7 protein-coding genes are annotated in these 14123 nt (G+C 55.0%); all 7 read left to right on the top strand.

The features are described 5' to 3' along the window. Nucleotides 1-143 precede the first annotated feature (143 nt). From ACR2TX_RS02485 to ACR2TX_RS02455, 7 genes are read left to right on the top strand one after another with little or no spacing between them, the layout of a single operon-like run. Nucleotides 144-1556 (top strand): cytochrome P450, encoded by a 1413-nt coding sequence (locus tag ACR2TX_RS02485; protein WP_434131102.1) that lies wholly within the window; start codon nt 144-146, stop codon nt 1554-1556. Nucleotides 1557-1605: 49 nt separating this feature from the next. Beyond that, on the top strand, nt 1606-2823 hold the full coding sequence (locus ACR2TX_RS02480; protein WP_434131099.1) for a PepSY-associated TM helix domain-containing protein: 1218 nt from the start codon (nt 1606-1608) through the stop codon (nt 2821-2823). Beyond that, nucleotides 2820-8345 (top strand): amino acid adenylation domain-containing protein, encoded by a 5526-nt coding sequence (locus ACR2TX_RS02475; protein ID WP_434131097.1) that lies wholly within the window; start codon nt 2820-2822, stop codon nt 8343-8345. Before ACR2TX_RS02480 ends, ACR2TX_RS02475 begins: the two co-directional genes overlap by 4 nt. Then, nucleotides 8339-8752: a hypothetical protein gene (locus ACR2TX_RS02470; protein WP_434131094.1), complete on the top strand. Its 414-nt coding sequence runs from the start codon at nt 8339-8341 to the stop codon at nt 8750-8752. Before ACR2TX_RS02475 ends, ACR2TX_RS02470 begins: the two co-directional genes overlap by 7 nt. 46 nt (nt 8753-8798) lie before the next feature. Beyond that, a complete protein-coding gene (locus tag ACR2TX_RS02465) occupies nt 8799-9824 on the top strand; it encodes a CapA family protein (protein WP_168183883.1) in 1026 nt (341 codons plus the stop codon). 12 nt (nt 9825-9836) lie between these two features. Then, on the top strand, nt 9837-11540 hold the full coding sequence (locus ACR2TX_RS02460) for a cyclic peptide export ABC transporter (protein ID WP_086135183.1): 1704 nt from the start codon (nt 9837-9839) through the stop codon (nt 11538-11540). 1 nt (nt 11541) lies between these two features. Next, nucleotides 11542-13998 (top strand): penicillin acylase family protein, encoded by a 2457-nt coding sequence (locus ACR2TX_RS02455; RefSeq protein WP_434131092.1) that lies wholly within the window; start codon nt 11542-11544, stop codon nt 13996-13998. Nucleotides 13999-14123 lie beyond the last annotated feature (125 nt).

The raw sequence follows: 14123 nt of genomic DNA, 5'->3' as shown, positions 1-14123 counted from the left end.
TCCTTGAAAGAGAAGCTGGGCTTCAGAGCGGTGCGCGACGTCTCGGTCGCTCAAGGCGCGTGCAGGGTCTGGCTTAAGGTACACCGGTGGATCTGGGGTGAACCAGCAGAGGCGATTCAATCGGCCGGGAAAAGAGGATTGTGATGTGTAGTATCAAAACCATTTCTGCGCTCCCCGGCCATCCGGACCCGGTGGTATTGGAGCCTGACTTCAACCGGGTTCATGAAATCTTCGAGAAGCTAGCGGACCGGTACGGAAAACTTTTCACGGTTCAATTTGCGAACCGGCCGCTAGTAGTCGTCGCGAATGCCAATCAGATCAATTTCATTCTTCGCAAAAGGCCGGACCTTTTCGGCCCATATAGCAGGAAAAACAGAGTTCTCGAAACCATGAAAGTGGACGGAATCGAGGCTGCCGACGACCACGGCTGGAAACGTCAACGGGAAGTTATAGCGGCATCCATGGAATCCCGCCATATGGCCCAATATTTCGAATATATCAAGGCGGCTACCGGAGATTTGAAAAACCATTGGATCACTCATGGCGAAAACCTTTCGAAAATTGATTTGGAAGCGGAGATTTTGGGCTTCTCGATATCGGTATTTACAACGATGGTATTCGGCGATCTGACCGATATGCCAGTGGGCGAGCAAGAGGTCACGAAGAATATCTTACATAACCTGGTCCCCATTTTGGGCAGGCGCATCGATGCCTTACTGCCGCAAATGCATTTGGAAAGCTTCTCCGAAAACAAGTATTTTGACGAAGACATAAGGGAAATCTTCAGAGTCGTTAAAAATGTCATCGCACGTAAAGGATCCCTTTTAAATGACACAAATGGGGCTGGCAACGCGGTGAGCATGGTCCGGCTTCTTATAGAAGCCATGAAAGAAAAGGGTTCTGATATTCGCAATATAAAACTCATCGAAAATATTCTGTTGATAGTTCTGGCCTCCGAACCCACTACAGCGAATACCCTGCTCCGGGTGCTCTTCTGCATTGCCAAAGACCCCCAGGTCCAAAGGGACATTCAGGACGAAGTCGATGCTGTACTAGGCAATGGCGGCATTATCGAGGACATTGAAGATATCAAGAAGCTCAAATGTATCGACGCCGTTATTTTAGAGACGATGAGAACGTCGTCGGTATCCCGCCTCGCGATCGTGGAGGCCAAGGCGGATTTGGTAATGGACGATGTCGAGATACCAGCTGGAACTCCATTGGTATTGCTGATCGCGCGTTGCGCTCTGGACGATGAAAATTTTCATCAGGCCAGGGTATTTGATCACCGGCGATGGCGCAGCGAAACCAAAGCGGAATCTTCCAAACATAACGGCAAAGCCTTTTTGGGTTTCGGCTCGGGGCCGCGTTCATGTCCGGGAAGAGGTTTGGCCATGCTGGTTATCAAAAGCGCCTTGGCGATGATTTGCGGAAATTTCCAAATCCGACTGTCACCCGAAAAACAGCCTGGCGATAAAACCGGTTTCAATGATAAGCCGCTGTCCTTTGGTCTTACTATCGAAATTCGCGATAGGCGTCATGACGTCGCGCTTTAGAAAAGATTAAACCTATTGCTGTACGAAAAAGTATTCCACGAACGCGAACATGGAACGAAACTCGGGACACCTTACTCTTCGACGGCGTTTTCGCGCTTTCTGGCTCAAGGTGCATTTATTTATCGCCTTGGCGGCAGGGTTTGTTTTCGTCGTTCTCGGACTGACGGGGTCGGTTAATGTTTTCTTCCGAGAATTGGAAGAACTCGGTTTGCCGACGCAAACCCATCACGAATCCGATGTGCAACCACACTCATTGGACGAAATCATGCAAACCCTCACGGCGGCACATCCACAAAGAAAGGGGCAATGGATCTTGGTATTGCCTGGGTATGGGAAAACCTATTTGTGGGCAATATATCCGAACCCCGAGGAAACGATGGATGAATTTTACGCACCGTTGCGGGTTTTGGTGGATGTTTACAGTGGTGAAATCCTCAAGGAGAGCTTTTGGGGGCAATCCTTATCGACCCTGATTTACGAGATTCACGCCAGCTTTCTTTTGGGCAAGCTCGGTTCGAAACCCGGCAAACTGGGTTTTGACATAGTCTGTTTCTCCGGCCTGCTCCTGCTGCTTTCCGCGTTGAGCGGCTTGTACCTGTGGTGGCCGCGTTGGAACAAAATGAAAACCGCGATCACTTTCAAACGAAGGGCGAGTCCGGAACGGTTTTATTTCGATTTGCATAAAGTAACCGGCTTTTACGCAGCAACGGTTCTCGTCACACTGGCTTTTACCGGGTTTTCGTTCAATTACGATGATTATCTAAAGCCGTTGATACGATGTTTTTCGCCTATCGGCGCCGAGCATTTAAAGGACCCCGAACTTAAATCGGAATCAGCCGCCGGTGGGCGCCGGATTTCGATAGCCGACGCCGTGGCAATAGCCGACTCCGTTTTTCCCGGCGCAGAACTGCGTGGAGTACAGACGCCGGACGGTCCCGATGGCGTCTATGTCATCGAGAAAAGGCAATCCGGAGAAGCTAACCGGCTCAGGCCGCGCACCAAGATCTGGATCGACCAGTACACCGGCAAGGTGCTGGCGGTTCAGGACCCGAATCAATTTACCGCCGGCGAGACATTCCTCAACCTCATGTGGCCCCTGCATAGCGGAGAAGCGATTGGCCTTCCGGGCCGCATCGCATGGTGTGTCATCGGTTTCACGCCCTTGATCCTTTACGTCAGCGGAATCGTGCGCTGGCTACAGAAGCGAAAGGCGGCAAGGCGGAGCGAGGCCGGGTTCAAGAAACGTCTGGAAAGGACAATGGGATGAAAAACGAGATCGAATTATCCGAATCCAAGTCTGCATTATCCGCAAGCAAACGAGCGCTTTTGCAAGAACGCCTGCAAGGGCGGCTGATTCCCCGTCGGCTTGGACCATCCACGATGCCCAAGCGGCCTCAGGGACCATCGCCTCTGTCTTTCTCCCAACAGCAGTTGTTCTTCCTCGATCAATTGGAATCGGACAGCGCCGCCTATAACTTTTCCATTGCGGTTCGGCTTAGGGGAACGCTAGTCGTTGATGCATTGGAAAAAGCCATCAACGAGATCATCCGTCGGCACGAGTCCTTGCGGACCGAATTTGTCATCGCGAACTCCGAGCCGATCCAGCGAGTGCTGCCGGAACTTAGCTTGTCCGTCAGTGTGGAGGATCTGAGCGGACAATCTCCGTCGGAACGCCGCAACTACCTTGGAAAACTGCTTAACCGGGAATCGAGAACGCCTTTTGATTTATCCGAATGCCCGCTGCTGCGCGTCAGGCTCTTTCGCTTGGCCGAGGGCACCCAAGACGAACAGGAGCATGTTCTCCTCATCACCATGCCCCACATTATCACCGACGGCTGGTCGGCGGCTGTTCTATACCGGGAGCTGGCCACGCTGTACGAAGCTTATGTCCTAGGCCGCCCGTCACCGTTACCCGAGTTGCCCATCCAATACGCCGACTTCGCTTATTGGCAGCGGCAGCGGTTGCAACCGGATGTCCTCGCGAAAATGTTTTCGTTCTGGGAGCGTCATTTATCCGGTTCCGATTCCGGTTTCGAGTTGCCGACCGATCGGACGAGGCCGGCGGTGCAGACGTATCGCGGGAGCGACTACCACTTTTTTCTGGCCAAGGAACTCACCGTAAAGCTGAACCAGTTATGCCGCCGGCGGAACGTGACTTTGTTCGCGCTCTTGTTTTCCGCCTTCAATGTGCTCCTGCATCGCTATACCGGTGAGCAACATATTTGCGTAGGGACCCCGGTAGCCAACCGCAACCATGCGGAGCTCGAAGGGCTGATCGGTTTTTTCGTCAATGTATTGGCACTGCAAACCGATCTTTCGGGCAATCCGAAATTCACCGCCTTGCTGGGCCGAACCCGCGAAACGATGTTGGATACCCAGCCGCATCAGGAGTATCCCTTCGAGTTATTGGTTAAAAAGCTCAAGCCGATTCGAGATGCGAGTTCCAATCCGTTATTCCAGGTCATGTTCGTACTGCACAACGTGCCGTTCGACTCGATACGGGTAACCGGACTGGATATCACGCCATTCTCGGTCGAGAACCATGTTTCAAAGTTCGACTTGACCCTGCACGTTACCGAAGAGCCGGACGGTCTGCGCACATCCCTGGAATACAACGTCGATTTGTTCGACGAGAGCACGATCGCCCGCATGGCGAGTCACTTCCGGGTATTACTGGAGCACATCGCAGACGCTCCGGACACGCGGATCAGCGAATTGCGGCTGCTGACGCCGGAGGAAAACCGGCAACTGACCGAGGAGTGGAGCACTGTAACCGCCTACGTGTTATCGGATGGCGGTCCGGAGAGTGCGAATGGCCTGCCCGCGCGCTCGGGAGAAACGTCGGCGGACGGATTCATCCACGCACTGTTCGAGGATCAGGCGCGGCGTGTGCCGTCAGCAATCGCCCTGTGCGGCAACGGATCGACTTTGACTTACGCGGAGCTTAACGCCAGGGCCAATCAACTGGCGCACTACCTCCGTAGCAAAGGGGTAGGACCCGGAATCACGGTCGCACTATGTATCGGTCGCTTGCCGGAAATGGTGGTCGGGATACTCGGCGTTCTGAAAGCCGGCGGAGCCTATGTGCCGATCGATCCGAAATACCCCAAGGACGAGATTGCGTATCTGCTGGACGATTCCGGCGCAGCGCTGCTTCTGACTCGGGAATCGGTGCTGGCGGCGTTGCCGAATCTATCGATAGCGGCGACATGCGTCGACTGTGATTGGGAAGCGATTGCCGAACAACCCGTCGTGGATCCGCGGGTGACGACCGATTCCGGCGACCTGGCCTACGTTATTTACACCTCCGGGTCCACGGGAAAACCCAAGGGCGTAGCCGTTACTCATCGCAATGTCCTGCACTCGACCCAGGCCCGGTTTGCCTATTACCGCAACCCGGTGGAAAGCTTTTTATTGCTTTCTTCCTTTGCCTTCGACAGTTCCGTGGCGGGCATATTCTGGACCTTGAGCCAAGGCGGAAAACTGTGCATTCCCGATGATTCGACTCATACCGTTCCGGCGTTTGTGGTCGATTGGATCAGGAAAGAGCGGATTACCCATTTGTTAGGCCTGCCGTCTTTTTACAATATCCTCCTCGAGCAAGCGGATGCGGGGCAACTCGATAGCTTGCGGGCGGTTATCGTCGCCGGAGAAGCTTGCTCGGCGGGAGTGGCCGAACGCCACTACGCACAACTGCCGGGAGCGGATCTCTATAACGAATACGGCCCCACCGAAGGCACCGTCTGGTGCACCGCATATAAAATCCCGCCGAAATTTTCCGAGGACTCGATACCCATCGGCCGCCCCATTCCCGGTGCGCGGATATATCTATTGGATGCCTATTTGAATCCGGTGCCCGTTGGCGTACCCGGCGAGCTTTATATCGGCGGCGAAGGTCTTGCCGCCCGCTATTTGAATCAGCCGGCATTGACCGCCGAACGTTTTTTGCCCAACCCTTTCGATAATGCCTCCGGGGCTCGTCTTTACCGGACGGGAGACCGTGCGCATTTCCGCGCCGACGGCAATATCGTGTTCTTGGGGAGGGCCGATCACCAAGTCAAGATTAGGGGGTTTCGAGTAGAGTTGAGCGAGATCGAGGTCAAGTTGCTGAAGCACCCGGATATCGAAGCAGCGGTCGTGACCGATCACGAAACCCCTTCGGGAAGCAAGCGCCTGATTGCGTACCTCGTGCCAAGGCAAGGCGAACGCGCGGCCGACGCCGACGGGTTACGCGCGTTTCTGCAAAACATGTTGCCCAGCTACATGATTCCGTCGGCCTTTGTATTTCTCGATCGTCTCCCGCTGACGCCCAACGGCAAACTGGACCGCAAGGCATTACCTTCAGTGGACGTCCGGGATCAATCGGAGGACCGCTACGTCGCACCGCGCACCAAGATCGAGGCCGTGTTGTGCGCTATCTGGGGGCAGGTATTGGGTCTGGAGAAAGTCGGCATCCAGGATAACTTTTTCGAGATCGGCGGCGATTCCATATTAAGCATGCAGATGGTGAATCGGGCGAAGCAGGCCGGCTTGACCATTCATCCCCGGCAGGTTTTCGAATACCAAACCATCGAAGCATTGGCGAAAGCAAAGGACCGCGACACGGACGTGCAGGCGGAACAGGGCATCATTACGGGAGAAGTTCCCTTGACGCCCATCCAGCGGTGGTTTTTCGAACAGTCCTTCCCTAACCCGAATCATTGGAACCAATCGGTTCTGCTGGAGGCAAAACAGCCGATCGTCCCCGCGGTACTGACAGACGTCATACGGCACCTGCTGCACCACCACGATGTTTTGCGCACCCGTTTTCGCGAGTGCGGCGGTCTTTGGACGCAGGTGCTGGCGGAGGATGTCGAGGGCGCAGTCGAAATCGTTTCGGTCGATTTTTCGGGTCTCGCCGAGGATCGCCGGCAAGCCGCGCTGACCGAACAGGCTTCGCGGTGGCAGCGCAGCCTCGATTTGCGTCACGGGCCTTTAATTCGGGTGGTGTGGTTCGATTGCGGAGGCGATTCGAGCAGCCGTTTGTTGATCATCATCCACCACCTGGTGGTGGACGGAGTAAGTTGGCGCATTCTTTTGGAAGACATGAGCGCCCTTTACCGGCAGGCTCTCGCGGCGCGAGAGATGAGGTTGCCGAAAAAAACCACCGCCTTCAAGCAATGGGCGGAACGCCTCGCGGATCATGCGCAAACGGCAATGCCGGAGCGCAACGTCGCCTATTGGCTGAACACCGATTGGAGCCGGATCGCTGCACTGCCGATGGATTTCGCCGGGGGCGTCGATTCCGAGGCAACCGGCGAGACCGTGACCATTTCGCTGGACCCGACGAAAACGTCCGTTTTGCTGCAAAACGCCCCGCTGGCCTATGGCGCGCGGATCAACGAGGTTCTTCTCGCGGCGGTAGTGGCCGTGCTGGCCGAATGGGCGCAAAGCGACTCGGTATTTTTGGAAATGGAAAGCCATGGCCGTGAATACCTTTTTGACGATGTAGACATCTCGCGCACCGTAGGCTGGTTTACCGCCTTATTTCCGGTTTTGTTCGAAATTTCGCCCGATCGGGCTTTTCCGGAAATAGTCCAAGCGGTGAAGGAGCAACTGGCCGTCATCCCGAACCACGGCATCGATTACGGCGTCGTGCGCTATCTGAATCGGAATCCCGATCTTGTCAGCCGGCTGGAAGCCGTTCCGGAACCTCAAATCGGGTTTAACTACCTTGGCCGAATCGATCAAGGAACCGCGGTCGATGCTTGGTTTTCTCTCGCTCCGGAACCCGCCTGCCGCCTGAACGATCCAGCGGGAATGCGGCCGCGCAGCCTGTCGATCGATGCCTCGGTCGTGGCGGGTGAATTGCGCGTTCATTGGAGCTACAGCCATGCCTGTCATTCGCGGGAAACCATCGAGCGACTTGCCGGCAGGCTTTTAGGGATACTCGAAGATGCCGCCGCGGCTTGTTCGGCAGCAGCATCGCTCGGCGATGCCGTGAATTCGGAGCAACAAGAACCATCAACTTCCATTGTGAATCTGGCCGCGGAAGCGATTCTGGATTCGTCCATCACGCCTGCTTTCCGCCCAGGGAAACCGAACGGACTTCCTCGCAATGTGTTGTTGACTGGAATTACCGGGTTCGTGGGCCCTTTTTTACTGGACGAACTATTGGCGCAAACTCAAGGAAAGATTTTTTGCCTGGTGCGTTCCGGTTCGGCTGAGGACGCAGCCAATAAAATCGAAGAAACCCTCGATCGCTATGCCATCCATAACCCTTTGGCAAAACAGCGGATCGTGCCTTTGCCCGGTGATTTGGCAAAACCGTTTCTCGGACTGCCGGCGGCGCGGTTTCGGGAGTTGGGCGATGAAGTCGACGTGATCTATCACAACGGATCGTCGACCAACCTGATCTTATCTTATCCGGCTTTGAAACCCGCCAACGTGTCGGGTACGCGGGAGATCCTTCGCCTTGCCTGCACCGGCACGGTCAAGCCGGTTCATTACGTATCGACGTTGTCTATTTTCGACGACGGAACCGAGCCCGAGCCGCCAGGATTTTCGGAGGACGATCTGCCCAGCCTGAATACCCGTTTGACCTTGGGGTATTCGCAGAGCAAGTTGGTGGCCGAGCATCTGATTCGAATCGCGCGCGACCGCGGCTTGCCGGTTACCGTTTACCGATTGGGCACCGTGACGGGACATGGCGGCACCGGCGCTGGAATCCGAATGATTTCCACTGCCGGTTTCTTAAGGTGTGCCTCGATCTCGGGATATTTCCCACGAATAGGACGTCATTCGTGCTGACACCCGTCGACTTCGTCAGCCGCGCCATCGTGGGGCTGTCCGCCCTCGATTCCTCGCCAGGGCGTACCTATCACGTTTTCAATCCTCATCCGACACCGGTATCGGATCTTATTGCCTGGCTCGACAGGTATGGGTATCGGATTGAAAAGGCTTCACCCCCGGAATGGATGAGCGCCTTTTCCACGCTCGCCTCTCGGTCGCCCGATCAGCCTTTGCACACCATGGCCGGAATGGTGGAGTCCTTTGTAGAACATCATCACGATGGTTCAGTGCCTTATCGATGCGGCACGACGGCTGAAGCATTGAGGCAAGCCGGAATCGCCTTGCCGACGGTCGATGAGGGCGTGTTTGCCAAATCGCTCGATTATCTGGTCGACGCGGGCGTTCTGGAACGGCCCTTTCGTTGAGCGACTTGCAAGCATCCACCCTGAAACAACACGCCGGATTAGTTCGATGGACCTGCTCAAACGCAAAGTAGCAGTAAGGTGCCCCGGTTGGGATAACGACAAGCCGCCCCGATATTTTTCCCAGCCTTATAGCCTCGTCGAGGGATTGGAGTGGATTTACCACGTCCTGATCAATCCGCCGCGAAGCCACGGCCCATTCGAAGAATTCGTTCCCGATAACAGCGTGATAAATACCGTTATGCCTCGGATAAAGCTGGGTTTTATCGGAGATATCATGATCCTCGAAGGAATGGATTTAAGAATCGGGGAGGATATCAGGCGCTTTTTCTCTGATACGGATTTCCTGGTCGGTAATTTCGAAGGGACTATTGTTACCGGCCACCGCAAGCAGGTGTTTATGGCCCAGGCTCACACCGAGGAGATTTTGGACCATCTGTCCAAGCTTTTTCCACCTGAGCGCACGGTTCTATCCTGTGCCAATAATCACACGGGCGATTATGGCTGGGATGGGTTTTGCGAATCCTACCGGCGGCTGCAAGATTATGGCTTTATAACCGTGGGAAGGCGGGATGAACCGTCTGTGCTCATTGACGGTAAGGTAAATATTGTCGGTTGTACCCGTTGGTCGAATCAAAAATGCGAATTCGTAGCGACGATAGATGAGGTCGATGATTATTTTGCTGGCGATGCCGAATTCAATATTTTGTATCCGCACTGGGGATACGAAATGCAATTGCGTCCTAAATATCATCAGGTGCTGCACGGCCGCAGATTATTAAACATGTGGGATATGATCATCGGCCATCATTCGCATTGTCCGCAACCAGTCGAGCTTTGTGAAACTAATCGCAATACAAGATTATTAGCTTATTCATTGGGAAATTTTTGCTCCTCTGAAAATAGGGGAGATACCCCTATCGGGATTATTCTGAAAGCCGATATCGGGCCGGATAGCAACGGTGTCTGGGGTGTCGGCAGAATGAACTGGGAGTTTATATATGCGTTCTTGCACAAGAAACAGCGATGCGTCGAGCTCGAAATACGCCGCACTGAACCTGCTCGGTCTCGATAATGTGACAACCCGATGAGTGATTTATTCGGCTTTCTTCCGTTTCGGTCATGGATCGCGCTCTTGATCGCTGCCCTAACGGGCATGGTTAGTGGGCTTAGCGGGGTCGCACTGCTCGCCGTGATCAATGGCGCACTGCAGCCCCCTGCTTCTATAGACGAGTATTGGCCGGTATTCGTCGGACTGTGTGGCAGTTTTATCGCGGCCAGGCTCGTATCGGAATACGTCGTCATATTCCTAGGACAAAATACGATTCGTGATTTACGAATCAGGCTGTGTCGAGAAATTCTCGAATTACCGCTGGCTGAATTTCAGAAAATGGGCCCCGGCAAGGCCTTGGCAAATCTCACAGAAGATGTGGCGGCAGTCTCCGAGGCGTTCACCCGAATTCCTTCCATTTGCGTCAATATCGCCGTGGTGTTCGGCGGCCTGGGTTATCTCGGCTGGTTATCGAGGGATATCCTCTGGATCGTGTTAGGGGCCATGGCCGTCGGCGTCCTCAGTTTTAGGACGATTCAATACTGGGCCTATCGATGGCTGGTGGTCGCCCGCGAGCACGAGGATTCGGTATATAGATACATTCGGAACATGACCGATGGAATCAAGGAGCTAAAGCTCAATCAGCCGCGTCGCCGGGCGTTTTTGTCGGACTGCGTGGAAGCTTCGATTATCAATTGCCGTCGGAATAGGCTATCGGCAATGCTGTGGTATGCGGTCGCCATCAACTGGGGAAACGGATTGTTTTACGCAGTGATCGGTACGATTCTTTTCATTCTGCCTCAGTGGCAGGAAATTCCGTCCGAGATCGCGCGAGGCTATTGTTTGATCATTTTATACATGGCTATGCCGCTCCAGCTTCTGCTCGAAGTTATTCCTATCCTGTCGAAAGCCAGGGTGTCGGCCGGAAAGATTCACGCTCTGGAGAAAGGGCTTTCCGGCAAAAATCAGGATTACGGGCTGCTTCCAAGAAGAGATCCCGAAGCGCGTACGCCGATTTTGGAGCTTTCGAAAGTCCAGCATTGTTATCGTGGAGAAGACGGGCGCGTGGAGTTCGTACTCGGCCCTATCGACCTAACTCTATACCCCGGTGAAATCGTTTTTATTATTGGAGGAAACGGCAGCGGGAAATCCACGTTAGCTTTTTTATTGGTTGGATTATATCGGCCGGAAAGCGGAGAAATACAGTTGGATGGCGAACCGATAAACGATGGAAATCTCGAATATTATCGACAGCACTTCTCGGCCATTTTTTTCGACTTTTTCCTGTTCGAAAACCTATTGGGCTTCGACAATCTGGAATCCAACAGCAAAATATGGGAATACCTGAAGCATCTGGACCTCGCTCACAAGGTCACCGTCAAGGACGGTAAGTTTTCTACGGTCAATTTATCGCAAGGGCAGCGAAAACGGCTCGCACTTCTGGTTGCTTATCTGGAAGATCGTCCGTTCTATGTGTTCGATGAATGGGCTGCGGATCAGGATCCGATATTCAAGAGGATTTTCTACCGAGAGATTCTCGGTTCCCTAAAATCCCGCGGAAAGACGGTTATCGTGATTACTCACGACGATGCGTATTTTTCATTGGCGGATCGTTGTCTCAAGCTGCGGGACGGAAAGCTTTTCGAGGTGCCGGTGGCCGAGGCGAGCGATAGCCATGGGAGAGCCGAAAATTTCGCCGCCCCTACTACGACAATGTTAGAGGTCGGCCATGGAGCCTGAAATGGGTTGCTCGAGCCCTGGAGACAAGGAAGAAAAATCGGCGGTTTCGGCAGAGCTATCGAACCGAATGTCGTCACGGCGGTGGAACCGAACGAGCACGAAAGTAACGCATCGCCTGTTTTTCGGCGCCGTCATTTTGATCGGTGCCGGCTGCTTGGCGGGGTATTGCTCGCTACGACTATCGTTGCCCCCCGAGCAGGGGACTTACGGGCTTACTGAGCTTGCATCGGGCGTCGTGGTGGAATTCGACAGCCAGGGAATTCCCTCGATTTCGGCAAAATCCCGCGAGGACGCCTTTTATGCGTTAGGTTTTGTGACCGCTCGCGACCGCCTGTTTCAACTCGATCTGCTGAGGAGGCAAATGGCGGGACGGTTGGCCGAGGTCATGGGAGAAGATTTGGTGGAGTCGGACCATCGGCATCGGGTAATGGGTTTCGAACATGTGGCCGAAGCTATTGTGAAACGCCTTCCGGAGGATCAGTTGCGGGTGTTGGAGGCTTATGCAGCGGGGATCAACCAGGGAATGGCGTCCATGCCGGTCGTACCGTTCGAATTCTTGCTGTTGGGATATCGGCCTTCCGCTTGGCGGCCCGAGGACAGCCTGCTGGTGGTGCTGGCCATGGAAGAGGACTTGGGATGGACGGGGGAAGCGGAGCGCATGGCCACGGTCATGGAGGCCGCCCTGCCGAAAGCGGTAAATGCGTTTTTCTCTCCGGCCGTCGATCGCTACACCAACCAACTTCTAAGCGGCAAAGCCTCTCGGACTCGGCTCCCTCCGATTCCCAAGGAGGACTTGTCTGCCTTACTGAGGAATGCTGGAGAACACTACGCCGGTTTGGCAACGGACGGTCCTGCCCCCAAGGGATCGAACGGTTGGGTGGTCGGTCCTTCGAAAACTTGGGACGGACGAGCCATCCTCGCAAATGATATGCACTTGTCGCTACGTGTCCCCAACATATGGTACCGGGTGCAAATTCGCTATGAGGACGTGCAGCTCACCGGTCTTAGCTTGCCGGGAATCCCTCTGGTCGTGGTGGGTTCCAACGGTAAGGTGGCCTGGGGCTTTACCAACATAGAGGGCGATTTCGTCGATTTGGTGGAACTGGAACTCGATCCGGACGATCCCGGACGCTATCGCACGCCTCAGGGATTTGCCCGCTTCGGCGAACGCATCGAAACGGTGCCGGTACGGGACGGAACCGAGCGCACGTTCAAAGTACTGGAAACCATCTGGGGACCCGCTCTGCCCGAACCCCTACTGGGCAAGCGGGTGGCCGTGCACTGGACCGCCCTGGATCCGGAGGCTACCGACCTGCATCTTCTCAACCTGGATGCGGTGGAGGATGTCGCTGCCGCCCAGGCCGTGTTCAACCGGGGCGGCGGTCCGCCCTTGAATGCCATGGCGGCGGATAGCCGAGGCAACATCGGTTGGACTTACACGGGGAAAATCCCGAGACGCTTCGGTTTCGACGGATCGGTTACCCGCTCTTGGGCAGATGGCTCGCGCGGCTGGAAAGGTTACATTCCGCCCGAAGAGCTGCCACGCTCGGTGAATCCGTCAGCCGGTTTCATCGTCAACGCCAATCAGCGGATGCTCAATGACGATTATCCCTATGTCATCGGCCATGATTTCGACCACGGGCACCGCGCCCACCGAATCGCCGAAAAACTCTCCATGGCCAATAATCTCGACGAGCGGGATATGCTTACCCTGCAACTCGACACGCGGGTGGAGTTCTATCGGTTTTATCAACGGCTTGCCCTGTCTCTTCCGCCCGGCGATGCGCGCGAGGCGGGGGAACGTTGGCGGGAGAGCTTGGAAAGGTGGGACGGTTCCGCGGAAAAAGGGTCGGTAGGATTTGCGCTGCTGGTGGAATTTCGCCGCTTGTTGCTCGACGAGGTTATTTCTCCCTACCTGACGAGGTGTCGTAGCCTAGATCCCGGCTTCCGGCTTCAGAGAGCGACCATCGATGAGCCCTTGCAGCAACTTCTAGAGGCGAAATTGCCGGAATTGTTGCCTCACAAAGAACGCTATCCGGATTGGGATGCTTTTCTCCGCGATCTCCTGATACGGTCGGAGCGTAACATCTCTGCTAAGTATGGAGGCGAGTCCGCGGAATCGCTGACTTGGGGCGCGGTCAATCGCGTGTCTATCGCCCATCCGTTTTCATCCGCGCTTCCATTGCTCGGCACCTTCCTGGACATGCCGCCGGTTCCCGTGTCGGGATGCCGCGAATGCGTCCGCGTTTACTCGCCCGGCTATGGAGCCAGCGAGCGTATGGTGGTCGCGCCGGGTCATGAACTCAACGGCCTTTTCCATATGCCGGGAGGCCAATCCGGGCATCCGCTGTCGGCACATTATGACGACCAACACTCGGCTTGGGTGGAAGGAACTCCTACGCCTTTTTTAGTCGATGATCTCGTTCATCGGCTTTATCTGGTGCCAGTGGAGGACTGAATTCAGTGGGATTGGAAGAGAGGGGGCAAGGATTTGCGGAAATGCCCGGTGCCGCATGGCAGTGGGACCAGATGCCCGGAAGTGCTTCGGGCAACGAATCGCATAAAACTGAAACGGAGTTGTCA

The sequence above is a fragment of the Methylocaldum sp. GT1BB genome (assembly GCF_051027545.1).
GTDB lineage: Bacteria > Pseudomonadota > Gammaproteobacteria > Methylococcales > Methylococcaceae > Methylocaldum.
This window is presented reverse-complemented; position numbering and strand designations above follow the sequence as displayed.